This window comes from Glutamicibacter halophytocola, assembly GCF_001302565.1.
Lineage (GTDB): Bacteria > Actinomycetota > Actinomycetes > Actinomycetales > Micrococcaceae > Glutamicibacter > Glutamicibacter halophytocola.
This window is the reverse complement of record NZ_CP012750.1, coordinates 2,292,484-2,318,513: the sequence shown is the minus strand read 5'-3', so window position 1 is coordinate 2,318,513 and position 26,030 is coordinate 2,292,484. Positions and strand designations below refer to the sequence as shown.

23 protein-coding genes and 1 pseudogene are annotated in these 26,030 nt (G+C 57.1%); 16 read left to right on the top strand and 8 right to left on the bottom strand.

Annotated elements, in window-relative coordinates; translation table 11 throughout:
- Window positions 1–156: 156 nt before the first annotated feature.
- From ftsZ to nrdR, 10 genes are all read left to right on the top strand, one after another.
- A complete protein-coding gene (gene ftsZ, locus AOZ07_RS10655; RefSeq protein WP_060701977.1) occupies window positions 157–1,353 on the top strand; it encodes a cell division protein FtsZ in 1,197 nt (398 codons plus the stop codon).
- A 21-nt stretch (window positions 1,354–1,374) separates the two neighbouring features.
- The gene (locus AOZ07_RS10650; RefSeq protein ID WP_060701976.1) at window positions 1,375–2,097 is read left to right on the top strand and encodes a purine nucleoside phosphorylase YfiH/LACC1 family protein; all 723 of its coding nucleotides are present in this window, start codon (window positions 1,375–1,377) and stop codon (window positions 2,095–2,097) included.
- Between the two features lie 125 nt (window positions 2,098–2,222).
- Entirely contained in the window at window positions 2,223–2,774 is a 552-nt protein-coding gene (locus AOZ07_RS10645) for a cell division protein SepF (protein ID WP_060701975.1), read from the top strand.
- A gap of 23 nt (window positions 2,775–2,797) precedes the next feature.
- The gene (locus AOZ07_RS10640; protein ID WP_060701974.1) at window positions 2,798–3,094 is read left to right on the top strand and encodes a YggT family protein; all 297 of its coding nucleotides are present in this window, start codon (window positions 2,798–2,800) and stop codon (window positions 3,092–3,094) included.
- A 229-nt stretch (window positions 3,095–3,323) separates the two neighbouring features.
- Window positions 3,324–4,079, top strand: a complete 756-nt coding sequence (locus AOZ07_RS10635) for a DivIVA domain-containing protein (protein ID WP_060701973.1) — start codon at window positions 3,324–3,326, stop codon at window positions 4,077–4,079.
- A 109-nt stretch (window positions 4,080–4,188) separates the two neighbouring features.
- On the top strand, window positions 4,189–4,758 hold the full coding sequence (gene lspA, locus AOZ07_RS10630) for a signal peptidase II (protein WP_236995168.1): 570 nt from the start codon (window positions 4,189–4,191) through the stop codon (window positions 4,756–4,758).
- Window positions 4,755–5,699: an RluA family pseudouridine synthase gene (locus AOZ07_RS10625; RefSeq protein WP_060701971.1), complete on the top strand. Its 945-nt coding sequence runs from the start codon at window positions 4,755–4,757 to the stop codon at window positions 5,697–5,699. The genes lspA and AOZ07_RS10625 overlap by 4 nt, the downstream gene beginning before the upstream one ends.
- 97 nt (window positions 5,700–5,796) lie before the next feature.
- A complete protein-coding gene (dnaE, locus tag AOZ07_RS10620) occupies window positions 5,797–9,360 on the top strand; it encodes a DNA polymerase III subunit alpha (RefSeq protein WP_060701970.1) in 3,564 nt (1,187 codons plus the stop codon).
- Between the two features lie 111 nt (window positions 9,361–9,471).
- Window positions 9,472–10,824, top strand: a complete 1,353-nt coding sequence (gene hisD / locus AOZ07_RS10615) for a histidinol dehydrogenase (protein WP_060701969.1) — start codon at window positions 9,472–9,474, stop codon at window positions 10,822–10,824.
- An 83-nt stretch (window positions 10,825–10,907) separates the two neighbouring features.
- Window positions 10,908–11,396: a transcriptional regulator NrdR gene (nrdR, locus tag AOZ07_RS10610; protein ID WP_060701968.1), complete on the top strand. Its 489-nt coding sequence runs from the start codon at window positions 10,908–10,910 to the stop codon at window positions 11,394–11,396.
- A gap of 80 nt (window positions 11,397–11,476) precedes the next feature.
- Here nrdR and map read toward each other — a convergent pair whose 3' ends face one another.
- Window positions 11,477–12,352, bottom strand: a complete 876-nt coding sequence (map, locus tag AOZ07_RS10605; protein WP_060701967.1) for a type I methionyl aminopeptidase — start codon at window positions 12,350–12,352, stop codon at window positions 11,477–11,479.
- 134 nt (window positions 12,353–12,486) lie between these two features.
- On the opposite strand from map, the gene AOZ07_RS10600 reads away from it, so the two are divergent.
- Window positions 12,487–12,681 (top strand): hypothetical protein, encoded by a 195-nt coding sequence (locus AOZ07_RS10600; protein ID WP_060701966.1) that lies wholly within the window; start codon window positions 12,487–12,489, stop codon window positions 12,679–12,681.
- A gap of 101 nt (window positions 12,682–12,782) precedes the next feature.
- Here the strand turns inward: AOZ07_RS10600 and panB are convergent, their stop codons facing one another.
- The gene (panB, locus tag AOZ07_RS10595) at window positions 12,783–13,619 is read right to left on the bottom strand and encodes a 3-methyl-2-oxobutanoate hydroxymethyltransferase (protein WP_060701965.1); all 837 of its coding nucleotides are present in this window, start codon (window positions 13,617–13,619) and stop codon (window positions 12,783–12,785) included.
- A gap of 135 nt (window positions 13,620–13,754) precedes the next feature.
- Between panB and glnA (AOZ07_RS10590) the strand changes: the two genes are divergently transcribed.
- The 3 genes from glnA (AOZ07_RS10590) to AOZ07_RS10580 are packed head-to-tail and all read left to right on the top strand — an operon-like array spanning window position 13,755 to window position 18,670.
- Window positions 13,755–15,095, top strand: a complete 1,341-nt coding sequence (gene glnA / locus AOZ07_RS10590) for a type I glutamate--ammonia ligase (RefSeq protein WP_060701964.1) — start codon at window positions 13,755–13,757, stop codon at window positions 15,093–15,095.
- Between the two features lie 53 nt (window positions 15,096–15,148).
- Complete coding sequence (locus AOZ07_RS10585) at window positions 15,149–18,175, top strand: bifunctional [glutamine synthetase] adenylyltransferase/[glutamine synthetase]-adenylyl-L-tyrosine phosphorylase (RefSeq protein ID WP_060701963.1); 3,027 nt, start codon at window positions 15,149–15,151, stop codon at window positions 18,173–18,175.
- Window positions 18,176–18,181: 6 nt separating this feature from the next.
- Window positions 18,182–18,670 carry a DUF1990 family protein gene (locus AOZ07_RS10580; protein ID WP_060701962.1) on the top strand — a complete coding sequence of 163 codons (489 nt, stop codon included), beginning with the start codon at window positions 18,182–18,184 and terminating at the stop codon, window positions 18,668–18,670.
- 33 nt (window positions 18,671–18,703) lie between these two features.
- Here AOZ07_RS10580 and AOZ07_RS10575 read toward each other — a convergent pair whose 3' ends face one another.
- Window positions 18,704–19,081, bottom strand: coding sequence for a hypothetical protein (locus AOZ07_RS10575; protein WP_060701961.1), 378 nt, complete (start codon window positions 19,079–19,081; stop codon window positions 18,704–18,706).
- A gap of 95 nt (window positions 19,082–19,176) precedes the next feature.
- Window positions 19,177–20,601 carry a type I glutamate--ammonia ligase gene (gene glnA, locus AOZ07_RS10570; RefSeq protein ID WP_060701960.1) on the bottom strand — a complete coding sequence of 475 codons (1,425 nt, stop codon included), beginning with the start codon at window positions 20,599–20,601 and terminating at the stop codon, window positions 19,177–19,179.
- A 417-nt stretch (window positions 20,602–21,018) separates the two neighbouring features.
- Between glnA (AOZ07_RS10570) and AOZ07_RS10565 the strand changes: the two genes are divergently transcribed.
- Entirely contained in the window at window positions 21,019–21,321 is a 303-nt protein-coding gene (locus AOZ07_RS10565) for an RDD family protein (RefSeq protein ID WP_236995167.1), read from the top strand.
- A gap of 67 nt (window positions 21,322–21,388) precedes the next feature.
- Here AOZ07_RS10565 and AOZ07_RS10560 read toward each other — a convergent pair whose 3' ends face one another.
- The 3 genes and pseudogenes from AOZ07_RS10560 to lipB all read right to left on the bottom strand — a co-directional run.
- The gene (locus AOZ07_RS10560) at window positions 21,389–22,141 is read right to left on the bottom strand and encodes a DUF4191 domain-containing protein (RefSeq protein WP_060701958.1); all 753 of its coding nucleotides are present in this window, start codon (window positions 22,139–22,141) and stop codon (window positions 21,389–21,391) included.
- Window positions 22,142–22,309: 168 nt separating this feature from the next.
- Window positions 22,310–23,308, bottom strand: a complete 999-nt coding sequence (gene lipA, locus AOZ07_RS10555) for a lipoyl synthase (protein ID WP_060701957.1) — start codon at window positions 23,306–23,308, stop codon at window positions 22,310–22,312.
- A 32-nt stretch (window positions 23,309–23,340) separates the two neighbouring features.
- Window positions 23,341–24,006 (bottom strand): annotated as a pseudogene (gene lipB / locus AOZ07_RS10550) (lipoyl(octanoyl) transferase LipB); the annotation flags it as partial.
- Between the two features lie 210 nt (window positions 24,007–24,216).
- Here lipB and AOZ07_RS18205 point away from each other — a divergent pair.
- Window positions 24,217–25,602, top strand: a complete 1,386-nt coding sequence (locus tag AOZ07_RS18205) for a serine/threonine protein kinase (RefSeq protein ID WP_194943641.1) — start codon at window positions 24,217–24,219, stop codon at window positions 25,600–25,602.
- 71 nt (window positions 25,603–25,673) lie between these two features.
- Here the strand turns inward: AOZ07_RS18205 and AOZ07_RS10540 are convergent, their stop codons facing one another.
- Window positions 25,674–26,024: a hypothetical protein gene (locus AOZ07_RS10540; protein ID WP_060701954.1), complete on the bottom strand. Its 351-nt coding sequence runs from the start codon at window positions 26,022–26,024 to the stop codon at window positions 25,674–25,676.
- Window positions 26,025–26,030: the final 6 nt, after the last annotated feature.

Sequence of the window (26,030 nt, the reverse complement as noted above, 5' to 3'; positions counted from 1 at the left end):
ATAAGCGACACGCCTCAGCGGTCGTTGCAGAAAGACCATACGGCTCATAGCGTTTCTAATAGCGATAGCTTGACAGATCCTAAACCTTAAGGCTAAAGGTGAAGGTTTTTGGCTGGAGTCGTAAACATGTAGCACATCTAACAAGGGAAGCGGGACGTGGCAGCTCCACAGAATTACCTCGCGGTCATTAAAGTCGTCGGAATCGGCGGTGGCGGTGTAAACGCAGTCAATCGAATGATCGAAGTCGGTCTCAAGGGCGTTGAGTTCATCGCCATTAATACCGATGCCCAGGCTCTGCTTATGAGTGATGCCGACGTCAAGCTCGACGTGGGACGCGAACTTACTCGTGGCCTGGGCGCCGGCGCCAACCCTGATGTGGGACGCCAGGCAGCTGAAGATCATGTAGAAGAAATCGAAGACGTCCTGCGCGGCGCCGATATGGTCTTCGTGACCGCAGGCGAAGGCGGCGGTACCGGTACCGGTGGCGCACCAGTCGTGGCACGCATTGCCCGTTCGCTCGGCGCACTGACCATCGGTGTCGTCACCCGTCCATTCACCTTCGAGGGTCGCCGCCGTGCGAACTCCGCCGAGTCGGGCATTGAAGCCCTGCGCGACGAAGTAGATACCCTCATCGTGATCCCGAACGATCGACTGCTGTCGATCTCGGATCGCAACGTATCGGTGCTCGATGCATTCCGCCAAGCAGACCAGGTGCTGCTTTCCGGTGTGCAGGGCATTACCGACCTGATCACCACCTCGGGCCTGATCAACCTCGACTTCGCCGACGTGAAGTCCGTGATGCAGGGTGCAGGCTCGGCACTCATGGGCATCGGTTCGGCACGGGGCGAAGACCGCGCAGTCAAGGCAGCCGAACTGGCTATTGCCTCGCCACTGCTCGAAGCTTCCATCGATGGCGCCCACGGCGTCCTGCTGTCCATCCAAGGCGGCTCGGACCTCGGCCTGTTCGAAATCAACGAAGCTGCACGCCTGGTGCAGGAAGTTGCCCACCCGGAAGCCAACATCATCTTCGGTGCCGTCATTGACGACGCCCTGGGCGATGAAGCACGCGTTACCGTGATTGCTGCCGGCTTCGACGAGCCAGATGTCACCAGCAAGCCAATGGCACCGGTCGCAGCAAAGCCAGCTGTATCATCGCGTCCAGTTGAGCCGGTACCTGCTTCGGTTCCAGAAGCGCAGTCGCACCCAGCGCCAGAAGCTGCAAAGCCAGCACCTGTAGCTGAGGAAAAGCCTGCCGCTGAAAGCGCGGGCTCGTTCCAGGACCTTCCTGATGTTGTCGATTCGGATCTCAACGGTTCCAATGACGACCTGGATGTCCCTGACTTCCTGAAGTAAATAACAGCGAGAAGCTGAGCAGTGCTACATTTCACGTCGGACCTTGATCCGAGTATTCAACTGGCGTTCACATCGCAGGATGAGGGAAACCTTGCCCTGCATGTGAACGATGATCCTCGCCGTGTGGCAGAGAATCGAAGCCGGCTGGAGGACTTGATCGGGGTCCGGCGTTTCTCGCTTTATTTCATGAACCAGGTGCATTCGGCAGATGTCCTGACGGTGCAACCTGCGGCGCGCACGTCATGGTCAGAGCCTCCGGCTCCAACCTGCGACGGACTTGTTGATCCGACTGGGACCCAAGCCCTGGCGGTCATGGTTGCAGATTGCCTACCGGTTCTTTTTGTCGGACGAAGCAAAAACGGCCAAGAAACGTTGACAGCCGCGACGCATGCAGGACGCCGTGGATTGCTGGACGGCATCCTTACCCGCACCGTGGAGCAGCTGAGCATGCTGGGCGCCACAGAGATCGAAGCAGCTATCGGCCCATCGATTTGCGGGTCTTGTTATGAAGTTTCCCCTGAGATGGCAGAAGAGTCTGAGCGCATCAGAACCGGGATTCGTTCAGAGACTCGTTGGGGCACGGCCGGATTGGACCTTCCAGCCTCAGCCGGTCAAGAACTAGCCCAGCTTGGAGTCGTAGTGCGACAAAGTGGCGTGTGCACTTTGGAAGATGAAAACTACTTCTCCTATCGCCGTTCAAGCGACGCCGGACGGCTGGCTGGTCTGATCTGGCCCGCAGCCTAGGCGTGCGCGACACACCGCGCAAAATTGAGCGAATGAACGTTATCTGCCGAAATTTGTGCGGTAGCGTCGAAGTAGCGGAAGCATGCACTGGGGTTGCGTGCAAGGGATAAACAAGGAGAAACATCGTGGCTGACGGACTGCGTAAAGCAATGGTATATCTCGGCTTGGCGGATGCCGTCGAGCAAGAAGAAACCCAAACAGCACAAGCCGAGCCTAGGAGCCAGGTACGTGTTGTCGAAGATGCAGCCCCCAAGCGCACTGCTGAAGCCCCACGCCCGCAGGCTGTCGCACGGCCGGCTGCACCGCAAACACAAGCTAGAGAACCAGAGTCGGAATACCGCGCTCCGGTCACCCCAATCAAGCGTGCCCCTTCAGTACGGGATGAGGATTCCGAATTGCGTCAGATTACAACCGTTCACCCGCGTTCTTACAACGATGCCAAGATCATCGGTGAGAACTTCCGTGACGGAATCCCAGTGATTATGAATGTCACTGATATGGGAGAGACCGATGCCAAGCGCCTCGTAGATTTCTCCGCAGGGCTGGTTTTCGCCCTGCACGGCTCCATCGAGCGGGTTACCAACAAGGTGTTCCTGCTCTCTCCAGCGACCGTTGAGGTGCTTGGAGAAGACCGTAAGCAGTCTGAAGCCCAGGCTACTTTCTTCAATCAGAGCTAAGTTACCAGGAGCACAAGCGCAAAATGGTGTTCGGGATCATCTATCTCGCTTTAGCAATCCTGCAAATTCTGCTCTTGATGCGAATTGTGCTGGATATAACTGAAAGCTTTGCTCGCCACTGGCGTCCCACGGGTATCGCCTTGATCGCTGCAACGGCGATTGTGTCGATAACCGACCCTCCTCTGCGGTGGTTGCGCAGAAGAATTAAACCCCTAGATCTCGGCGGAATCCGTCTTGACCTGTCGTTTCTGCTGCTGTTTATCGTTGTAATGCTTCTCAAAGCTGTGGTAAGTAGTTTAGGCAGTACTACAGGGATCTGATTAGGCGATTTTCGTCTAAACCGGGGATTGTTCTAAGAGTTCAAACCCTGTAGATTCAAAGAATATGAGACACGGGCGTAAGCTCGATTTCGTATTTAGTGTCCAAATCGTTATATCCTTTAGGAAATGGTGCTCCGACTTCACCGGTCGCGACACTGACAACAACGGTAAGTGTTTCGCAAGGCAAGACATGGTCGTGCGGAAATGATCCCAGTATTGAGGTGACCCAATGGCTTTGACGCCAGAAGACGTAGTCAATAAGCGGTTTCAGCCGACCAAGTTCCGTGAAGGCTACGACCAAGACGAGGTAGATGACTTCCTCGACGAAATCGTAGTGGAGCTGCGTCGCCTAACCGGTGAGAACGAGGCTCTTCGTAGTCGACTTGCCGAACTTGGTGAGGATGCCGGTTCGGTATCGAAGGAGCAGGCAGTGCCTGCACCTGTTTCGGCTGCTCCTGCTGCAAAGCCAGCTGAGGAGAAGAAGGCTGAGGCTAAGCCAGCTGAGCCAGCCAAGGCTGCAACTCCAGCTCCGAAGCCGGCCGAAGAGAAGAAGGCCGAAGCCAAGCCTGCTGCCGCAGAGAAGCCAGCCGCAGCTCCTGCTGCAGCTGCTCCAGCAGCTCAGGCTGCCCCAGCTGCAGCTCCTGCCGCAGCACCACGTACCGAATCCGCCGAGTCTGCAGCCAACGTGCTGTCGATGGCTCAGCGTTTGCACGACGAGTACGTTGCTGCCGGTGTAGAACAGCGCGACAAGATCATTTCGGAAGCAAAGACCGAGGCGAACTCGCTGGTTACCTCTGCTGAAGAAAAGAGCCGCAAGACCTTGTCCGCCCTTGAACAGCAGAAGTCTGTTCTTGAGCGCAAGCTTGAGCAGCTGCGCGGATTCGAGCGCGACTACCGTGCTCGCCTGAAGACCTACATCGAAGGTCAGTTGCGCGACCTCGAGTCCCAGGGCTCGATTGATGCAGACGCAAGCAAGTCGAACTAGTCGCTGACAGGTAAGAACCTGATCTAGCTTTCTAGTAAGATCAACGGTGGTGCACGGATTTTATCCGGGTACCACCGTTGACGTTTAAGAGGAACTAATAGGTATCACTGTGGACGCAGTTCAAACTGGGGGTAAGTCCCCGTCACCGAAGAAATTCTTGGGCACGGGCCTAGTAATTGCGCTGATCGCTTTGGTCATTGACCAGGTCGTGAAGATTTTGGTGGAGCGGAACATGCGGCTCGGCGAGTCGATTGAAGTCATCCCCGGGATCTTCAATATTCATTACATCTTGAATCCAGGCGCCGCATTCTCCATCGGTGAAGACTTTACGATCATCTTCGCGCTGCTCCAAGCAGCAGTGGCCATTTTCGTGATCTACCTTCTGGCACGCAAGGTATTGGTTCGCAGTTGGGCAGTCGTATTGGGCTGCTTGCTCGGCGGTGTTCTCGGAAATCTGGGAGACCGAATTTTCCGCCAGCCAGCCTTCGGATTCGGCCACGTCGTGGACATGTTCTCCGTAACCCATTTTGCGATCTTCAATGTTGCGGACTCATTCATCGTTTGTTCGATGATCGTTGTCGCTTACATGCTGATTCGAGGACGCAACTTGGACGGAACCATCGGGGATGCTCCGGCTAAGCAGAAATCAGACCAGGGCGAAACGGAATCCAAAGAATGATTTCTGACGAAACCGTTATCCAGGATCTCCTTGTCGAACCAGCTGATGCTGGAGCCCGGCTCGACGCCTACCTCGCGCGACATCTTGACATTCCTCGTACTTTGGCCTCAAGCCTGTGCAAGGACTCTCACGTTCAAGTAAATGGGCGCATCATTGCAAAATCATTGAAGCTCAAGGCTGGCGATCGTGTGAACGTGACGATTCCTCCGCAACGAGACCCATTGGAAATTAAGGTTGAGAAAGTGGAAGAGCTGAAGATCATCGCGGATGACGATGACTATGTAGTCATTGACAAGCCGGTTGGAGTTGCCGCTCACCCTTCTCCGGGCTGGGTAGGACCCACGGTTGTCGGCGCCTTGATGGCAGAGGGATATAACATCTCGACGTCCGGTGCCTCGGAACGCCAGGGCATTGTTCATCGCCTGGATGTCGGTACCAGCGGCCTGATGGTGGTAGCCAAGTCCGAACGCGCGTACACCGCGTTGAAGCGGGCTTTTAAAGAGCGCACCCCCAAGAAGATTTATCACGCAGTGGTTCAAGGATTGCCTGATCCATTGGAGGGCACCATCGATGCTCCTATCGGGCGCCATCCAGGGCACGATTGGAAGTTCGCAGTCCTGGAAGGTGGACGCCAATCGGTCACGCACTACACGGTGATCGAAGCCTTCGGCCGTGCATCACTGGTGGAAGTGCATCTGGAAACCGGGCGTACCCACCAGATTCGAGTCCACTTCTCAGCCTTTGGCCATCCTTGTGCAGGCGACCAGACCTATGGCGCTGATCCAAAACTTGGCGCAGCACTCGGGCTCACCCGCCAGTGGCTGCATGCCAAAAAGCTCGGTTTCAGCCACCCGGTCTCGGGCCAGTGGGTGGAATATGAAAGTGATTACCCGGCCGACCTTGAAGGTGCCGTCGAACTCCTTCGTAGCGGCGACTACTAGGCCAACGGGCAGAGGAATCCATGCTGTCGCAATAACCACATCTACCGCTCGGGCTTTGCTGAACCCCGCCAAGGGTTTTCATCGCTAGACTGGATGGGTGAGTGCAACACGCGACGGATTCGTTCATCTTCATACCCATACCGAATACTCCATGCTGGACGGTGCTGCGCGTCTCGGCGAGCTTTTTGCCGAGGCCAATCGCCAGGGCATGGAGGCTTTGGCGATCACTGACCACGGTTATCTCTTCGGTGCCTTCGACTTCTGGCGGCAGGCAACTGGTGCTGGGGTGAAGCCCATTATCGGCGTTGAAGCCTACGTAACTCCGGGCACTGCGCGTGATGACAAGACGCGCGTCAAATGGCGCACCGACGAATCGCAAAAAGGCGACGACGTTTCCGGTGGTGGCTTGTACAACCACATGACGCTGCTGTCCTACAACAACGTGGGCATGAACAACCTTTTCAAAGGTTCCTCCCGCGCATCGCTGGACTCCGTTTTCGGAAAGTACCCTCGATGGGACCGCGAGCTGCTCAACGAACACCACGAAGGCCTTATTGCGACCACCGGTTGCCCTTCAGGCGAAGTGCAAACGAAACTTCGCTTGGGACAGTATGACGCGGCCAAGGCAGCGGCGGCTGAACTGCAGGACCTCTTTGGCAAGGAGAATTACTTCTGCGAGATCATGGACCATGGCCTGGAGATCGAGCGACGGATCACCAAGGACCTGCTGCGCCTCGCCAAGGAACTGAACATTCCGCTGGTCGCCACAAATGACCTGCATTACACTCACGAGGCAGACGCCAAGGCGCACGAAGCCTTGCTCGCGATCAACTCGGGGTCCACGCTTGATGAGCCGACCTATGATCAAGGCGGAAGCCGCTTCGCCTTCTCCGGCACCGGCTACTATCTGAAGAGCGCGCGCGAAATGCGCGAACTATTTAAAGAATTTCCTGACGCGTGTGACAACACCCTGGAGATCGCAGACCGCGTTGAGGTTTCATTCGACACCAGCGCGAACTACATGCCAAAGTTCCCATGCCCACCGGGCGAGGATGAAACCAGCTGGCTGATCAAGGAAGTCGATAAGGGGCTTCACTACCGTTACCCCGATGGAGTGCCCGAAGCCTCGCGCAAGCAGGCTGACTATGAGCTCGACGTCATCATCAAGATGGGCTTCCCGGGCTACTTCCTCGTGGTGGCCGACTTTATCAACTGGTCCAAGGACCACGGAATCCGTGTAGGTCCCGGCCGTGGCTCCGGTGCAGGTTCCATGGTTGCCTACGCGATGCGAATTACCGACCTGGACCCGCTCAAGCACGGTTTGATCTTCGAACGCTTCTTGAACCCGGAACGCGTTTCAATGCCCGACTTCGACGTCGACTTCGATGATCGCCGCCGTTCTGAGGTCATCAAGTATGTGACCGAGAAATATGGCGATGAACGTGTATCAATGATCGTGACCTACGGTTCCATCAAGACCAAGCAGGCCCTGAAGGACTCCTCGCGCGTACTCGGATATCCATTTAGCATGGGCGAGACCCTGACCAAGGCGTTGCCACCGGCCGTGATGGCCAAGGACATTCCGCTCAACGACATCGAGAACCAGAACTCCAAGCGCTACTCGGAAGCAGGGGACTTCCGCAATTTGGTCGCCAACGACCCTGAAGCCGCACGAGTCTTCGAAACCGCCAAGGGGCTTGAAGGCCTGAAGCGCCAATGGGGCGTGCACGCGGCAGGTGTCATCATGAGCTCGGATCCGATTATTGATGTGATCCCAATCATGCGACGCATCCAGGACGGCCAGGTTATTACCCAATTCGACTACCCGACCTGCGAGGGCTTGGGCTTGATCAAGATGGACTTCTTGGGATTGCGAAATCTCACCATCATCTCCGATGCGCTGGAGAACATCCGGTATAACACCGGAGACGAGATTGACCTTGAAACCCTGAGCATCGAGGATCCGGAAGCCTATAGCTTGCTGGCCCGAGGCGATACCCTCGGCGTGTTCCAGCTCGATGGCGGCCCGATGCGCTCACTGCTGAAAATGATGCGCCCGGATAACTTCGAAGACATCTCCGCAGTGATCGCGCTGTACCGCCCGGGTCCCATGGGCGCCAACTCGCACACCAACTACGCTTTGCGCAAGACTGGGCTGCAGGAAGTTACCCCGATCCACGCCGAGCTCGAAGAGCCGTTGGCTGAAATCCTCGGCGGTACCTATGGCTTGATTGTGTATCAAGAGCAGGTTATGGCTATTGCCCAGAAGCTGGCTGGGTACTCCTTGGGCCAGGCTGATATCTTGCGTCGAGCCATGGGCAAGAAGAAGAAGTCCGAGCTGGACAAGCAGTTCGCTGGCTTCAAGCAGGGCATGAACGATAACGGATATTCCGACGCTGCCGTTCAGACGCTGTGGGATATTCTGCTGCCGTTCTCCGACTATGCGTTCAACAAGGCCCACTCGGCCGCCTACGGTGTGGTGTCGTATTGGACCGCATATCTGAAAGCGCATTATCCTGCCGAATACATGGCTGCGTTGCTGACTTCGGTCGGTGACGACAAGGACAAGCTGGCCCTGTATCTGAATGAATGCCGGCATATCGGTATTACCGTGTTGCCACCTGACGTGAACGAATCGGCCTTGAACTTCACTCCTGTCGGCAAGGACATCCGCTTCGGCATGGGCGCTATTCGCAACGTGGGCACCAACGCCGTGGCTGGCATCGTAGAAGCCCGCAAGGAAAAGGGGCACTACAACGACTTCAGCGACTTCCTGGGCAAGGTCCCGGCGGTTGTCTGCAATAAGCGAACCATTGAATCGCTGATCAAGGCCGGTGCCTTCGACTCCTTGAAGCACCCGCGCCGCGCGCTGGTCGCCATTCACGAAGAAGCTGTTGATTCAGTTATCCAAGTCAAGCGCAACGAAGCTGCCAACCAGTTTGACTTGTTCAGCGCGCTCGGCTCCGAAGAGGCCTCGGAATCTATGAGCGTGGCCATTCCGGATTTGCCCGACTGGGACAAGAAGGAAAAGCTCGCGTACGAACGCGACATGCTGGGCCTGTACGTATCGGATCACCCGTTGCAGGGGCTGGGGTCCGCCCTGGACCAGTACGCGGACATGCCAGTGACCCATGTTCTCTCGGATGACGGTCCGCAGGACGGGCACATCATCTCCATTGCGGGCATGATTTCAGGTTTGCAGCGCCGCATCGCCAAGAAGAGCGGCAATCCCTATGCGCGCTGTGAAATCGAAGACCTGTCCGGTTCCATGGAAGTGATGTTCTTCGGACAGGCCTACCAGCCGATTGCCGAGATCCTGGCCGATGACCTGATCGTGGTGATCAAGGGACGCGTCCAGCGGCGCGACGACGGCTCGATTACGTTGAACGCCCAGGAAATGATGATTCCCGAAATTTCAGAGGACGCCAATGGCGGCCCTGTGGTGATCGGCATCCCGACGCACAAGGCCACCGAGTCGCTGGTGCAACGCCTTGGCGACGTGCTTAGGACCCACAGCGGGAACACCGAAGTGCGCGTTAAGCTCACCGGCAGCCGAGGGACGTCGCTGATGCGACTGGGGATGAACTTCCGAGTCAACCCGAATCCAGCGCTCTTTGGCGACTTGAAGGTGCTGCTTGGCCCGCACTGCCTGGATGTGTAGCGCCGGAAATCAGCTAGTTCGTTGACCTGTCAGATCCCATAATGGTGGCTTGAATGACCGGGTGAGGTAATCAATAAAACCTCACCCGGTCATCGACGTTAAACTAGGTAGGTGAGCACAATTCCAGAGACCGAATTTTCAGACCTCGCCACCATCGACTGGCGCAACGAATCCCTGAGCTATGCACAGCTCAAAGCTCATTTGCCGCGTCCCGAGATGAACACGCAGACCGCTACCGAGACCGTGCAGGCGATCATCGATGACGTCCGCAGTCGTGGCATGCATACTCTCAAGGATCTTGCCAAGAGATTTGACCATGTGGATCTGGACCACACGCGCGTGCCCCAGCATGAGCTGGATCGGGCCCTTGAAGAGCTCGATCCGCAAGTCCGCCTGGCCCTGGAAGAGTCGATTGACCGTGCCCGGGTATTTGCCGCAGCCCAGCGCCCACAGGACACGGAAGTGAACTACGCCAATGGCGCAACGGTAACCCAGCGTTGGGTTGCCGTACGGCGCGTTGGCTTGTACGTGCCAGGTGGCCTGGCCGTGTATCCATCCTCGGTCATCATGAACACCGTGCCGGCCCAGGCCGCCGGTGTTGCTTCCCTTGCGCTGGCCAGCCCGCCGCAGCAAGAATTCGGGGGATTGCCGCACCCAACCATCTTGGCTGCTGCCAAGCTGCTGGGCATTGATGAAGTCCACGCCATGGGCGGGGCGCAGGCCGTGGCCGCCTTCGCCTACGGTGTTGAGGTCGACAATGACGAGCGTGGAGGGATCGAGCCGGTTGACGTGATCTCCGGGCCGGGCAACGTTTTTGTGGCCACTGCCAAGCGCCTGGTTAAGGGTGTTGTCGGCATTGATGCTGAAGCCGGTCCTACGGAAATTGCGATCCTTGCCGACCAGGGCGCGGATCCCAGCTTTGTCGCTGCCGACATGATCTCCCAGGCCGAACACGACGCCAACGCCGCTGCGGTGTTGATTACCGACTCTGCTCAACTAGCAAGCTCGGTACGGGGCGAACTGCTCAAGCAGGTTGCAGCCACGAAGCACTCCGAGCGTGTTCGCCAGGCCTTGTCGGGAACCCAGTCAGCCATCATCCTGGTCAAGGACTTGGAACAGGGCATCGAGGTCTGCAATGCCTATGCGGCCGAGCACCTTGAAATCATGGTCAGCGATCCAGAATCTACGGCGGCACGCATTACCGCTGCCGGGGCAATTTTCGTAGGACCGTATGCCCCGGTATCGCTAGGGGACTACTGCGCCGGATCAAACCACGTACTTCCCACCAACGGCACTGCCCTGCACGCCTCGGGCCTGAACGTGAATACCTTCTTGAAGGCAATCCAGGTGATCAATTACAACAAGGCCGCGCTTGGCGATGTGGCTGCGCACGTGATCAATCTTGCCAATGCCGAGGACCTGCCAGCGCACGGCGACGCTGTCGCAGTGCGAAACGCGCAATAGACGCTAAACTGGTAGGTGACATGAGTGGATTCTCGTCACCGTGAATAGCCGAGAATGCTTCGATAGCTACAGATGGAGGTGCCGTGAATTGCCCGTATTGCCGTAATGCTGATTCCCGCGTGGTCGACAGCCGAGTTGCTGACGACGGCGTGTCCATCCGCAGGCGTCGCCAGTGCACCGCGTGTTCTCGGCGCTTCACGACCACTGAGACAGCGAGCCTCAGCGTGCTCAAGCAGTCCGGCGCGGTGGAGCCATTCTCGCGCAATAAGGTCATCAACGGCGTGCGCAAAGCCTGCCAGGGCCGTCCGGTTACCGACCACGATCTGGCAATTCTTGCTCAAGAAGTGGAAGAAGCTGTGCGTACGTCGGGAGCGGCCGAAATTCCGGCGCACCAGGTGGGCTTGGCCATCCTTGAACCGCTATCGCGTTTGGACGAAGTGGCCTATCTGCGATTTGCCAGCGTTTATCACAATTTCCAGTCGTTGACTGATTTTGAAAACGCGATCGGACGACTGCGCGACCGCCGAAGCAACACTCCGCAGGGCAACCAGCGGCCGCTGACCGCGGAGTGACAATGTAATAAAGAATGAGCAAGGCCGGCGTTCAATCCCAACTGGGAGATGAATGCCGGCCTTGCTCTTTCCTGCGGGGGCTATGGGAGAGTCAGGATTTCCGCGCCGGTGTCGGTCACCAGCAGGGTGTGCTCGAACTGCGCGGTGCGCTTCTTGTCCTTGGTCGTTACGGTCCAGTCATCCGCCCACATGTCCCATTCAATAGTTCCAAGGGTGAGCATCGGCTCGATGGTGAAGACCATGCCCGGTTCAATCAGCGTGTTGTAGGCCGGGGCCGCATCGTAATGCGGAATGATCAAACCCGAATGGAAGGATTCGCCCACGCCGTGGCCGGTGAAGTCCTTGACTACGCCGTAGCCAAAACGCTTGGCATAAGTTTCGATGCTGCGGCCAATCACGTTGATTTCACGGCCAGGCATGACGGCCTTGATGGCACGCTTCAGCGAGTTCTCCGTGCGTTCAACCAACAAGCGCGATTCTTCGTCGACGTCACCGACCAGGAACGTAGCGTTATTATCGCCATGAACGCCACCAATGTAGGCAGTGATATCAATGTTGATGATGTCGCCATCCTGGAGCACCGTGCTATCAGGGATGCCGTGGCAGATCACTTCATTGAGCGAGGAGCACAGGGACTTCGGGAAGCCGCGGTAGCCGAGCGTCGAAGGGTAGGCGTTGTGGTCCATGAGGAACTCGTGTCCAAGACGATCCAATTCGTCCGTGGTGGTACCCGGCTGGCACGCTTTGCCAACCTCTTGGAGGGCCTGTGCCGCGATTCTGGAAGCCACGCGTATGCGTTCAATTACTTCGGGGCTCTTGACTTCCGACGCAGTGTTCTCTGACGGTTCTTTTTTGCCCACGTACTCAGGTCGCTCGATATGTTTCGGGACTGGAAGCTCGGGGGAGATGGTTCCGGCGGTGAGGTTTCCAATGGGTGCGGTTGAAGCTGTAGCCATAGGACTCATTCTAGCTTCACACGGGTTTTGGCTTGCTCAGGATTGGCCGTGGCATAGGGTGGTGTTCCACCTATTTCTCTCGTGGTGGTCTAACGTGGAGATGGAAGTACCAACCTAGAATTGAGGAGTTTCCAATGAGCTCAGCTGGCACCCCTGGTGAAGGCCAGTACTGGTATAACGTTTCCACCAAGAGCGTGGAAAAGGGACCCCAGTCAGATTGGTCGCAATTATTAGGTCCATATGAGACTGCTGCGGAAGCAGAAGCCGCAATGAGCAAAGTCCAGGCGCGCAATGAGGCGTGGGATGAGGCCGAGGAAAACGACGAGTAGTCCAAATGGCCCATCGCCCTGTAGGCAACGGCAAAGGCGGTGCCCGGAACCAGATCAAAACTTGGTTCGGGGCACCGCCTTTGGCGTGCGGCACGAAGGGGCTATTCCTTGAATTCGTACTCTTCCGAGGGGAACGAACCGGAAATGACGTCCTGGTGGTATTCGCTGACGGCCTGTCCTATGACGCTGCGAAGATCGGCGTACTTTTTGACGAATCGAGGCGTGCGGCGCGCGCCGAGGCCCAGCATGTCCTGCCAAACCAGCACCTGTCCCGTGGTCGATGCTCCTGCGCCAATGCCGATGGTCGGAACCCTCAAGGCGGCGTCAATTTCGGCTGCAGCCGTGCTTGGCACCATCTCCATCAAGATGCAGAAGGCTCCCGCGTCCTGCAACGCCAGTGCATCAGCCTTCATTTGAGACATGGCATCGCCGCGGCCCTGAACTCGGAATCCTCCAAGAGCATGCTCTGACTGCGGAGTGAACCCGATGTGGCCGATGACCGGGACGCCGGCGAGCACCATGGCGCGAACATGTTCCGCATACTGGGCGGTGCCCTCCATCTTGACGGCTTGGGCGCCGCCCTCTTTCATGAGGCGAACTGCAGTCTCAACCGCTTGTGCAGGAGATTGCTCGTAACTTCCGAAAGGCAGATCTGCAACCACCATGGCTCGTTGGGTGCCATTCGCCACGGCCTTGGTGAAGACCACCATTTCGTCGAGGGTGATGGGCAGGGTTGAGTCGTAGCCAATGACCGTATTGGCTGCTGAATCGCCAACCAGCAGGATCTCGATGCCGGCTGAATCGAAAATTTCGGCCATCATTACGTCGTAGGCAGTTAACATCGCGAATTTTTCACCGCGATCTTTTGCCTGCTGCAAATGATGAATTCGGATGCGGGATGGGCCTTTCTCAGGATTCCCTAGGTAAGGTTGAGGCATAAAATGACTTTATCGTACTTGAACTGGGCGATGCTTACTGGATGCCCCGGTGGGAACCGATATAGTGTTGCCACAGGTCAATTTTCTTACCGGCCGTAATCAGTGCCGGTATTAGAAATTCAAAGGTGGTGGAAAATGGATCGTCAGCAGGAATTTGTGCTGCGCACCATTGAAGAACGTGATGTTCGATTTGTGCGAATGTGGTTTACCGACGTCGTTGGATCACTGAAATCCGTGGCGTTGGCTCCTGCTGAAGTTGAAGATGCCTTTGAAGAGGGTCTGGGCTTCGACGGTTCGTCCATTGACGGGCTTTCCCGGATCTCGGAATCTGACATGCTGCTTCAGCCGGATCCGTCCACTTTCCAGATTTTGCCATGGCGAGGTGAGGTCGAGCCGACCTCTCGCATGTTCTGCGACATCCTGACACCAGAGGGCCAGCCATCCAGTGCTGACCCGCGCCAGGTTCTCAAGCGCCAGCTGGGCGAAGCCTCCGATATGGGCTTCACATGCTACACCCATCCAGAAATCGAGTTCTACCTTCTGGAATCCTCGGAGCTGGATGCCAACGGGCGCCCGCGTCCCATCGACACTGGTGGCTACTTCGACCATGTGCCCGACGGCGTAGGACAAGATTTCCGCCGCGCCTCCGTGACGACCTTGGAAGCGCTGGGCATTTCGGTGGAGTTCTCCCACCATGAAACCGGTCCAGGCCAGAATGAAATCGACCTGCGCTACGCGGATGCGCTGCAAACAGCCGATAACATCATGACCTTCCGCACTGTCATCAAGGAGATGGCAATGCAGAAGGGGATTCATGCCACTTTCATGCCCAAGCCCTTCTCTGAGCACCCGGGCAGCGGCATGCACACGCACTTCTCGCTCTTCGAGGGAGACAGCAACGCCTTCTTTGAGGCTGGGCGCGAATACCAGCTCTCTGATGTTGCCCGCTCCTTCATTGCAGGCATATTGCACCATGCTCCGGAAATGACCGCGATCACCAATCAGTACGTGAACTCGTACAAGCGCTTGTGGGGCGGGGGAGAAGCCCCAAGCCACCGTTCGTGGGGCCACAACAACCGATCGGCGCTGCTTCGTGTTCCGCTGTACAAGCCGGGCAAGGGGCAAAGCGCTCGAGTTGAGTACCGCGGCATCGACTCTGCAGCCAACCCGTACCTCGCCTACGCCTGCCTATTGGGCGCTGGCCTGAAGGGCATCCGTGAAGGCTACGAGCTCGAAGAGCCAACCGAGGATGACGTCTGGAACCTGTCCACCGCGGAGCGTCGTGCTTCGGGCCACGTGCCGTTGCCAGGCAGCCTGCATGAAGCGCTGCGTGTGATGGAAGAATCCGAATTCATGGCCGAGATCCTCGGTGAACAGGTATTCAATTCCTTCATCTCGAACAAGAAGGCCGAATGGGAAGAATACCGCCAGGTCGTGACTCCCTACGAGCTCAATAAAAATCTAAGTATCCTCTAGAAATGTCGCCGTGTGCCCGCACACGGCGACTTGTGGGAGAAACAAGAATCACCATGCCGGACGTATCCTCTCGATCATTGATCAACGCTGGTTTCAGCGATATAGAACGGGCCAAGAAATTCCTTCAAGCCAAGGAACTGGCACCGATTGATCCGAAATTGATCGTGAGCAAGATGGCTCATGCGCCCGATCCTGACCAGGCCCTGCTTTTGGCCCTGCGCCTGGTTGACCGCCATCCTGAAGCCATTGATATCTTCATGGACCCGGAGAGCTGCCAAGGGCTGGTCCGAATACTGGGCAGTTCGTCGGCGCTCGGTGAATTCCTGATACGTTGCCCCCAGGCACTCGACACAGTCCGCACTGCGCCATCGGCAGAGTTCGTGCAGGTCACCAGCGAGCACCTGGTGCAAAGCATGCTCGCATCCATCGATGCCCAGCGCACCAGCCGAGGCCATTGGGTCTCCTCGGTTACCGGTGCCGAAGCCAGGCAACGTTTGCGCACGAGCTACCGGATGGCACTGCTCTCCTTGGCACACCGTGATCTGGGCTCGGGCAACCCGCAACGAATCCTGCCGAACGTCGCGGCCGAGCTGGCCGACATGGCCGGAGCGGTGCTGGAAGGCGCACTGGCCATCGCCCGCGCTGAGGTAGCTGAACAATACGACCCGGTTGATGTGGACCTCGTTAACATCGCCGTTATCGGCATGGGCAAATGCGGCGCCCGAGAGCTCAATTACATTTCAGACGTTGATGTCATTTACGTCCACGGTTCTGCGCCGGGCATTGAAGAGGACCTGGCAGCGGCCATTGCCACCGTGATCTGCGGGAATACTGCCCGTGCCCTGATGGTCCCCGGCCCCGAGCCGATGCTCTGGGAAGTGGATGCGAACCTGCGCCCAGAAGGCAAAGACGGGGCGCTCACCCGAACCTTATCCTCCCATGAGGCCTACTACCGCAGGTGGGCACATTCGTGGGAGTTCCAGGCATTGCTCAAGGCACGCTGTATCGCCGGCGACGCAGAACTCGGTCGTTCCTACGAGCGCATGGTCTCGCCCATGGTCTGGTCCAGTTCCGAACGCGATGGCTTCGTTGAATCTGTTCAAGCCATGCGTCGACGGGTCAGCAACAACATCGACAAGGACGACGTTGCGTGGCAAATCAAACTCGGCCCGGGCGGCCTGAGGGATGTTGAATTCACCGTCCAGCTTCTCCAGCTGGTTCACGGCCGTGTAGATCCGGATATCCAGATTCCCACGACCACCTTGGCAATCCACGCCATGAGCGAGATTGGCTATATCGGACGCGAAGACGCAACGCATTTTGATGATTCGTACCGCTTCCTGCGGCTGCTGGAACACCGAATTCAGCTGAACCAGCTCCGGCGGACCCACCTGATGCCACGCGTGGAAAGCGCACAGCGAGTTCTGGCACGCTCGATTCGCGGCGCAGGGGATCTGCAGCCGACAAGCCCAGAGAAGCTCATGCGCCGATGGAACGAGACCAAGCGCATGGTGCGTTCCCTCCACGAACGGATTTTCTACCGCCCATTGCTGGTCAGCAGCTCCAATCTCTCGGCAGACGACGTCAAGCTCACCGCCGAATCTGCACAAGCGCGCCTTCGAGCTCTGGGCTATCTGGATCCCAAGGCGGCCATGCGCCATATTGAAGCGTTGACCGGGGGAGTATCCCGCAGGTCCTCGCTGCAACGCCAGCTGCTGCCCGTTCTGCTGGACTGGTTCGCCCGTGGAGTCGATCCCGACGCCGGGCTGCTGGGCTTCCGGCGGTTGAGCGAGTCGCTGGGCAAGTCCCATTGGTTCCTTGGCATGCTGCGCGATACCAACGCGGCGGCGGAGAGGCTGAGCCATTTGCTTTCCAACACCCGTTTCCTGACCGACCTGCTGGCTAATGAACCGGCCGCCGCCGCGTGGCTGGGCTCGGATTCATCCTTGATGCCACAGAACCTTGAAAGCCTGTTGCAGCAGAACCAGTCGATCATTCACCGCACCAAGCAGCCCGAAAGCGCCATTCGGATGATCCGCATGGTGCGCCGGCGTGAGTTCTTGCGTGTGGCCCTGGCCGATGGCGCGGGATTGCTGTCGGTCGATGAAGTGGGCAAGGCCCTGTCGAATATTGATGGAGCAATGGTCGACGGCGTGCTTCAGGTCCTGCTCGCGGCAGACCGCCAGAAGCATGGCGAACACGCCGTAATTTCAGTGATCGCGATGGGGCGCCAAGGAGGCCAGGAAATCGGCTACGGCTCCGATGCCGACGTATTGTTCATTCAGCGCCCGCTTCCCGGAGTCGAGGCCCAAGCGGCGCAGGAACAAGCCTTGCGCGTGGTGACCGAGCTCGTTTCGTGGACTTCCAAGCCCTTGAAGCCGGCAATTCCTGCTGAAGTGAAACTCAAGGTCGATTCGGACCTGCGTCCCGAAGGACGCCAGGGAATTCTGGTTCGGTCCATCGATGCCTATGCGAGCTATTACGAGCGCTGGGTTGAGGTCTGGGAGCGGCAGGCCCTGCAGCGAGCGCGTCCCTTCGCTGGTGATGCCGCGCTGGCGCAGGACTTCATCGACCTGATCAAGCCCGTGCGCTACGGCAAAGGCCTGGACGACAGCGAAATCCGGGACATCCGCAAGATCAAGGCCCGTGTTGAATCTGAAAGGCTTCCACGCGGCGCCGATCCCAATCGCCATTTGAAGCTAGGTCGCGGTTCGCTGTCCGACATTGAATGGCTAGTCCAGTTCTACCAGCTCCAGCACGCATGGAAGCATGAGACGCTGCAAACCACCTCGACCCTGAAAGCCCTCGAAGAGCTGGCGAAGCTGGAGTTCATCACCGAGGACGACAGCGAACAGCTCGCCGTCGCCTGGCGGTTGGCAACGCGTATCCGAAGCGCCGAAATCATCACTTCGGGACGCTCCAGCGATGTCCTGCCAAGTTCATCGAGGGATATGGAAGCTGTGGCACGATGGTGCGGCTATGAGCCGCACTTCGGCGTTGAGCTAGAGGAAGATTACCTGCGCGCCACTCGTCATGCCCGAAGCGTTTTTGAACAGCTCTTTTACGGCTTCGAAGACTGACTCGGCATGTCGCTGACCCGCATCCAGCAAGAGCATTGGGCCCCAGAAACCACCACCCATCGGGTTTGGCAACGGCGGCACTACCTGGGCTCTGGTGACTTGGTGTGGAGCGAAGCTGCCGAGTCGCTCATGCGCTGGGAAATAAAAACCCGCAGCGGGTTCGTCGTACAACCGCAAGAACCGGTGCGAATGGGCGCACGTCCCCAGCTCCGTGCCGTGCTCGGGCCCATAGCCATCGACGAGCCCATTGAAGTTGTGGATACAGTCCACAGCGCTGATCGCGTGGGATTCGCCTACAAAACCCGCCCCGGGCATCCCGTCAGTGGCGAGGAAGCGTTTATTCTCACGCGTAGCGCTGCGCACGTCTTCCTGGAGATCCGTTCCTTGACCGCGCCTTCTGATCTTCTTGGGTGGCGGGTCGTATTTCCATTGCTATTGGTGGCGCAAAAATTCACGCGGTGGAGGTATGGCAGGGCGCTCACCCTCAATTGTTGAAAAATGGCCGCCCAATCATTCGTTGCTCGAAATTCATGGTCTGGCGCGTGACGCAGCAGGTTTCAGCCGTTGCTCCACATCGGGCCAGTCCACGTGGATCCGCTCGGTTGGTTTCAGCGCCTTAGTGCGCAGCGCATTGGCCACAACGATCCCTTGGGTGGAAAGTTCTATGATCGCCAGCTCGCTGGTTGCCTCGCCGAAGTCCCCGTTGAGCGTCCACGGCTGCATTAGCTCCTTGATTCCACGTTCTTGCAAGAGACCGTCACCGTCAGCATAGTCGCAGGCATCGGAAATTGCGTGGCCTAGTATATTGCGGGGCAGGACCCTGCTGTAGTCCTCAGCCACTGGTTCAAGATAGCCGACTATTTCTCCGTCGTCGCGTTGTACGCTGATCCACTGGGAAGTGTCCATGGCCTATAGGCTAGCAAAAGCCAAAAAGCTGGGCCCCACCAAAGGGTGGGGCCCAGCTTTTGACCAACTAATCCGCTACTAGCGCAGGATCAAAATTAGCAACCGTAGTACAGCTCGAACTCGTATGGGTTCGGGCGCAGGCTCAGTGGCTTGATTTCGTTTTCACGCTTGTACTCGATCCAAGTCTGGACCAGGTCCTCGGTGAAGACGCCGCCTTCGAGCAGGAAGTCGTGGTCGGCTTCCAGTGCCTTCAGGGCATCTTCAAGGCTCTCCGGAGCGCGCTGGATGTCCTTGGCTTCCTCGGCAGGAAGCTCGTAGAGGTCCTTGTCGATTGGCTCTGCTGGTTCGATGCGGTTCTTGATGCCGTCCAGGCCAGCCATCAGCTGGGCTGCGAAAGCCAGGTAAGGGTTGGAAGAAGCATCCGGTGCGCGGAACTCGATGCGCTTCGCCTTAGGGTTCGAACCGGTGATCGGGATACGGATACCTGCTGAACGGTTACTCTGCGAGTAAACCATGTTCACTGGAGCCTCGAAGCCCTTGACCAGTCGACGGTAGGAGTTCACGGTTGGGTTGGTGAATGCAAGCACTGCGTCAGCGTGCTTCAGCAGGCCACCGATGTACCAGCGAGCGACGTCGGACAGGCCAGCGTAGCCCTTTTCGTCGTAGAACAGCGGGTCGCCGTTGGACCACAGCGACTGGTGCACGTGCATGCCCGAACCGTTGTCGCCGAAGACAGGCTTTGGCATGAAGGTTGCGGACTTGCCCCAGGCGTCTGCCACGTTCTTGACTACGTACTTGAAGAGCATCAGTTCGTCAGCGGCGTGAACCATGGTGTTGAACTTGTAGTTGATTTCAGCCTGGCCAGCAGCGCCAACTTCGTGGTGGCTGCGCTCGACCTCAAGGCCAGCCTTGTCCAGCTCAACGCAGATAGCGTCGCGCAGGTCAGCCTGCTTGTCAGTTGGTGCAACTGGGAAGTAGCCGCCCTTGAAAGCGGTCTTGTAACCCTGGTTGCCGCCCTCTTCCTTGCGGCCGGTGTTCCATGGAGCTTCATCGGAATCGATCGAGTAGAAAGCGCCTTCTGGCTTCGACTCGTAGCGAACGTCCTCGAAGATGAAGAATTCTGCTTCTGGAGCGAAGAATGCGGTATCGGCGATTCCGGTGGACTCGAGGTAAGCTTCGGCACGCTCTGCAACGCCACGCGGATCGCGGTGGTAAGGCTCACCGGTACGCGGGTTGATGATCGAGAAGTTGAATGCCAAGGTCTTTTCGATGCGGAATGGATCGATGAAACCGGTGGTGACATCTGGGATCAACTGCATGTCTGATTCAGAGATGCCAGCGAAGCCGCGGATGGACGAACCATCGAAGAGCTGGCCGTTGACGAAGAAGTCGGCATCTACAGACTTTGCTGGCACGTTGAAGTGCTGCTGTACGCCTGGAAGATCGGTGAAACGGATATCGACGAACTTGATGTCCTCATCGGCAATATATGCCAAGACTTCTTCTGGACTGGTAAACATGTGCAGGTGACTCCCTGGTGAGATATGAGAATTGGTAAACAGAACGATCAGACAGAATGAGCTGGCTGGTTCCCTTGCTTACGTATAGAGCTTACCCACAATCCATTTCTGAATGGTGTCTCTATTGTTTCCAGCCTGTTACAAGGGTGAGGCTCGGGCGTATCGTATTGCGCTGATTTGGGACGATGCAATTCGTAACAAACTGACTTGGAGCCTTGGCGGGCTCAGACAGGGCAAATTGAGCCCGAACTGATGCACAGAATCCCTCGATAGAATGTAGCCGTGGAAAGAAAAGACTTCAGTTCGTGGCTTGAAGGCCCGCCACAACATAACTCGCAGGAGTGGCCTGGACAGGATCTAGGCCGACCGGACAAGGGCCCCGGGGCAATCGGAAGATTCCCTCGCAGGATTGGAGCCTTGTGCATCGACTGGGGACTGTCGATGCTGCTGAGCTGGTGGCTCTTCAACTTCAATGACCTTGCAACCCTGTTGCTGTTTTGCGTCGGGCAGATTATTGGCGTCGGATTGACCGGTCATACTATTGGCCATCGGACCTTTGGCCTTCAAGTGCAGTCAATGGACGGCAGTGCAGTGAAGCCCCTGCAGGGGTTGATTCGCTCGCTGCTGCTTTGCCTGGCCATCCCGGTCTTTGTTACCGATAAGGATCAGCGGGGATTGCACGATCGGCTACCGAAGACCATCTTGGTCAACATCAAATAATTCAATTGGCCCATGACAACGAAGAAGCCGCAACAGGGATGTTGCGGCTTCTTATATATTGAGGTTTTTAGCGACCGCGGGTTGCGCGGCGGTTAGGCCGAACGCGGGTGGGGTCTACGCCCTTGGGGATCGGCAGGCGATTTGCAGTCAGGGTGCTCAGTCGCTTGTCGATGGCACTGACTTCGAGCTTGGTGATGGACTTGGGAAGCTTCTTCATTTCCTTGCTGACATCAACCAAGCTGGTCTGGTCCGCGTCCTGTCCTGCATGGATCACGTGAACTGGCACGTTCGGCAGAACACGGGCAATGCGCTTGCGTTCCGATGCGACGAGTTCGCGAACTCGCGACTTAGGCCCTTCAGCGACCAGGACGATGCCTGGGCGGCCAATGGCGAGGAAGACCAAATCCTGGTGACGGTTATAGGCGACTGGTTCCTGCTTGAGGATCCATCCGCGACGCAGCACGCTCATGGCTGCACCTGCAGCGCCTGGGCGTCCTTCTAGCTGGGAGAAGGCAGCTTTTTCAGCCCGACGGGACATGATGAACATCGCCGCAAGAAGAGCCAACGGAATGGAAATGATCAACATGGTGATCCAGTTGTTGATCAAGATACCGATAACCAAGCAGACTGCGATTACAGCCAAGGCAGCCAGTGCCATCCACCAAACGACCATGGGGTCGTTGCGGCGCGTCATCTGGAAGACTTGGCCGATTTGCTTCAGCCGGCCTGGTTCTTTGTTCTTTTTCTCAGCTTTTGGTTTACGCGAAAACAAACCGCGCTTTGGTTGCGCAGCAGCGTCGTTGTCGGAGTTTTTGGCCATAGTTCCTCAATTCTACGCGATGTTGACGATAGTTCTAAGCCGCGCTGGATCACGAGCGAAATTTTTTGGTGCATATGTCGCTAGCAAGATGGCAGGCAACCCCGCAGCCAGGGCGTGTGAGATGCCAGGAGCTGCGGGGTCGTGGTCTGCCGAACGTTCAATCGATCATTATTTGATCAGGGATGCTGCTTCCTGACGCGTGTTCCCGGAAGACTCGATGTGGGAGAGAGCCTCTGGAATTTCGCGGCCCTTCTTGCGCATCGCTCCGGCCCACAACCGTCCTGCACGGTAGGAAGAGCGGACCAGCGGACCAGACATGACGCCGGCGAATCCGATTTCTTCTGCCTCTTGCTGCAGTTCAATGAATTCTTGTGGGGTGACCCAGCGGTCCACTGGAAGGTGGAGATCGGTGGGGCGAAGGTATTGGGTCAGGGTCAACAGGTCGCAACCGGCTTCGTGCAGGTCGCGCATGGCCTCGGAAATTTCTTCGCGGGTTTCGCCCATACCGAGGATCAGGTTCGACTTGGTGATCAGTCCACGCTTGCGTCCGTGCGAAATGACGTCCATGGAACGGTCATAGCGGAAAGCGGGACGGATGCGCTTGAAAATACGAGGAACGGTCTCGACGTTGTGGGCGTAGACTTCCGGGGCCGAATCGCAGATGGCGTCCAGGTTCTCTGGTTTTCCGCTGAAGTCCGGGATCAGCAATTCGACACCGGTGGTTGGGTTCATCTTGTGGATCTGGCGAACCGTCTCCGCATACAGCCACACGCCCTCATCTTCGAGGTCATCGCGGGCCACACCAGTAACGGTCGCGTAGCGAAGATCCATCTTCTTCACGCTCATCGCAACCTTGAATGGTTCGGAGCGATCGATAGGTGATGGTTTACCGGTAGCGATTTGGCAGAAATCGCAGCGGCGGGTGCACTCGGAACCGCCGATGAGGAAAGACGCTTCACGGTCTTCCCAGCATTCAAAGATGTTTGGGCAGCCTGCTTCTTCGCAGACGGTGTGCAGTCCTTCGGACTGTACGAGATTCTTTAGGCCTACGTATTCGGGACCAATGTTTAGTTTGGCTTTGATCCACTCGGGCTTACGCTCCACTGGTACGGCAGCGTTGCGCTTTTCAACGCGAAGCATGCGGCGGCCTTCAGGTGCGACGCTCATTATCGGCTCTTTCTTTTGGAGGGAATGATTGTCTAGACGACTTGTGGGGTGAGGAGACGTTCGAGTTCGGTCTGGACTCGGTCGACAACGTCTTCCGGGGTTACGGTTCGGCCGAGCTCTTCCGAGATGGAAGTGACTCCTGCATCGGTGATACCGCAAGGAATGATTTGTTCGTAGGCTGCTAGCTCGTTGGAGCAGTTCAATGCAAAACCGTGCATGGTTACTCCGTGGCTGATACGAAGTCCGATGGCTGCGATTTTTCGGTCTTGTTCGCCGTTTTTGCCGGGAACCCAGACACCTGAGCGGCCCTTGATCTGCGCCGTGGCAATGCCCATGTCGCTCACGACATTGATCAGCGCTTCTTCGATGGTTTCCACATAAAGTCGAATCGCACTCATTTTGCGAAGTTTGACGATGGGGTAGCCAATAAGTTGTCCTGGCCCGTGCCAGGTGAGCTTGCCGCCTCGATCCACGTCTACGACAGGGGTTCCGTCTAACGGGAGATCTTCGGGTTCAGTTCTTTTGCCTGCGGTGTATACCGCTTCATGCTCCAGGAACAGGACTCTCGGGGACTGTTCGTCCGCGGCTACCGCATCATGTAACTGGATTTGGTAGTCCCAGGCTTCCATGTAGGGCACAAATTTTGAGCCAAGTCCGACTCGTTCGAATTCGATCGCCATGAAGGTTACCCTACGCCGTTGTCCCGCTGGTCGCTAATTCGATAGATGACGGCAAACTTGTGGATAACGAACTTGTGTTTTCCGTTTTTGAACTACAACGGAGCTATGAATGAATCAACAAATGTCCTTGCATGGCCCTTGAGCTCTGGACATGTCACAGTTAGACCATTAAGTACCAAGTCACCATGTAAAGTTTGGCTAATCCGCAGGGAGAGTGACCAAACTTACATGGTGCTAAAACTTAGTTTGACTATGGAAGATGTCTCGTCCTTGAGGCAGAATTCGGTCACTCGGACGCGGAAATATGTCGTTGATTTTTACGGCACGCTCTCGACCCAGCTGGGTGATGGTTTGATCATGGAATATTGCCCGGGCGGAAGCATCGGCGACCTCGTGAACAGCCGAGGTGTTTTCAGCCTGGGCGAATGCATCACTGCGTTGGCTCCCGTGGCGCAGACGCTATCGATGATGCACGCAGAAGGTATCCGCCATGGGGACATATCACCGGCAAACGTTTTGCTGACTGCTAGCGGCATGCCAAAGATTATTGACTTTCAGGAGTCCGCCTCAGATGCCCAATCGTTGTCGGGCGCTGGCACGCCAGGATTTATGGCTCCAGAAATAGTTCCTGGCGGACGAGAACTATTGGTGGGGGAGCAGGACGTCTACTCCCTGGGCGCCTGCTTATGGTTCCTCTTGGCAGGCAAGCCACCGGATGCGCAAAACATTCGGCCACCGGTGCAGGTCAAGTTTCCAAGTATTCCGCAGATCATCCAAGAGCTATTGATTGATTGCCTCAACCCGGATCCAAATGAACGACCAAGCGCCGAACAATTCGCCAGGACGCTGTTCTCCAGCGCCCAGGCTGAACCTATCAGGTGGGAAGGCCACGTTTCGCCGGAAGCTACCCATCTGATGGAAACCATTCATCCAGATATCCCGACGCATCATAGGGCAGGACGACGGAGGGGGAGGAAACAAGCATCATTGACACCACAAGACCAGGGACAGCCTGAAAATTGGGCTGTTCATCCGCTGCGGCGGACCCCTGGAGCCATGAAAATTGTTGGTGCCGGCGTGCTGGGTATTGCGGTATTGGTCGGAAGCCTTGTGGGCGTCAACCATCTCCGCGCGGCGACAGCCTCTGATGCGGGATCTGCACCGTCGGCACCGGTTGAATCCTCGTGCCGCATCAATGATGTCGCCCAAGTTCCAGCGTGCGCTTTGAACCAGGACACCATTGTCTCGGCCTTCCTGAGCCTGACGCAACGGCGTGATCAGGCCATGAGCAAATTGGCGGCTGGAGACTTGAAAGCCATTTATGCACCTGGCTCTGAGCAGCTGCAGCGGGATCTGGAAACGATCAGAACGCTGCGGGAAATGGATCTGAGTTTTAAGGGGTTGGCGACGCAGCTTCGGAATGTTTCCGTTGTTGCCCGTGGCCAAGGCGATGCCGTGATTCTGGCTGCGGATTCAACCCAAGGCGAATACCATTATGTGGATCGCAAGGGAAAACAAATCCACACGGTCAAGGCTGCCCAGACTCAGCGGATCGAAATTGAACTGGTGCTTTCAGAGCACGGCTGGAAAATCGGCAAGGTTCTTCGCCATTAAATGCAGGAACCGCAATCCAATGCATGCTCAGTGCATCGGATTACGGTTCCTGCAGCGGATCCCAATAAGGATTAGGACCAGAGGGTCGCCACCGCGATATTGATGAAGGCCATGCCTCCAACAGCGTGAGCAATGCCCGTCGATACTTCTTCGCCAGCCTTGATCTTCTTGCGGCCGATAAACGCAGCTACAGCGATCACGATGGCGATGACCAGCTTCACGCCAATCTTTGCGTGGTTGACTGGGTCAGTGCCGGCTTCAGCAATACCCACGAGTGCCAATCCGGTCACCAGCTGAACGAGGGCACCGTACCACTGCCAGACACTGACGGTAGGGGTCTTGAAGTTAGCTAGCCAGCCACCGAAAATCGCGGCTGCACCAAGTACATGCACAAATACCAAAATGAGTTTCAGGAATTCCATAGTCCT

Excerpts from the sequence above, each read along its gene's own strand:
- AOZ07_RS10540 (WP_060701954.1), bottom strand. The coding sequence starts at position 26,024 with ATGGAATTCCTGAAACTCATTTTGGTATTTGTGCATGTACTTGGTGCA.
- AOZ07_RS10640 (WP_060701974.1), top strand. The coding sequence starts at position 2,798 with ATGGTGTTCGGGATCATCTATCTCGCTTTAGCAATCCTGCAAATTCTG.
- AOZ07_RS10575 (WP_060701961.1), bottom strand. The coding sequence starts at position 19,081 with ATGGACACTTCCCAGTGGATCAGCGTACAACGCGACGACGGAGAAATA.
- AOZ07_RS10600 (WP_060701966.1), top strand. The coding sequence starts at position 12,487 with ATGAGCTCAGCTGGCACCCCTGGTGAAGGCCAGTACTGGTATAACGTT.
- glnA (WP_060701960.1), bottom strand. The coding sequence starts at position 20,601 with ATGTTTACCAGTCCAGAAGAAGTCTTGGCATATATTGCCGATGAGGAC.
- lipA (WP_060701957.1), bottom strand. The coding sequence starts at position 23,308 with ATGAGCGTCGCACCTGAAGGCCGCCGCATGCTTCGCGTTGAAAAGCGC.
- glnA (WP_060701964.1), top strand. The coding sequence starts at position 13,755 with ATGGATCGTCAGCAGGAATTTGTGCTGCGCACCATTGAAGAACGTGAT.
- AOZ07_RS10585 (WP_060701963.1), top strand. The coding sequence starts at position 15,149 with ATGCCGGACGTATCCTCTCGATCATTGATCAACGCTGGTTTCAGCGAT.
- AOZ07_RS10635 (WP_060701973.1), top strand. The coding sequence starts at position 3,324 with ATGGCTTTGACGCCAGAAGACGTAGTCAATAAGCGGTTTCAGCCGACC.
- AOZ07_RS10580 (WP_060701962.1), top strand. The coding sequence starts at position 18,182 with ATGTCGCTGACCCGCATCCAGCAAGAGCATTGGGCCCCAGAAACCACC.
- AOZ07_RS18205 (WP_194943641.1), top strand. The coding sequence starts at position 24,217 with ATGGTGCTAAAACTTAGTTTGACTATGGAAGATGTCTCGTCCTTGAGG.
- map (WP_060701967.1), bottom strand. The coding sequence starts at position 12,352 with ATGGCTACAGCTTCAACCGCACCCATTGGAAACCTCACCGCCGGAACC.
- AOZ07_RS10625 (WP_060701971.1), top strand. The coding sequence starts at position 4,755 with ATGATTTCTGACGAAACCGTTATCCAGGATCTCCTTGTCGAACCAGCT.
- panB (WP_060701965.1), bottom strand. The coding sequence starts at position 13,619 with ATGCCTCAACCTTACCTAGGGAATCCTGAGAAAGGCCCATCCCGCATC.
- AOZ07_RS10560 (WP_060701958.1), bottom strand. The coding sequence starts at position 22,141 with ATGGCCAAAAACTCCGACAACGACGCTGCTGCGCAACCAAAGCGCGGT.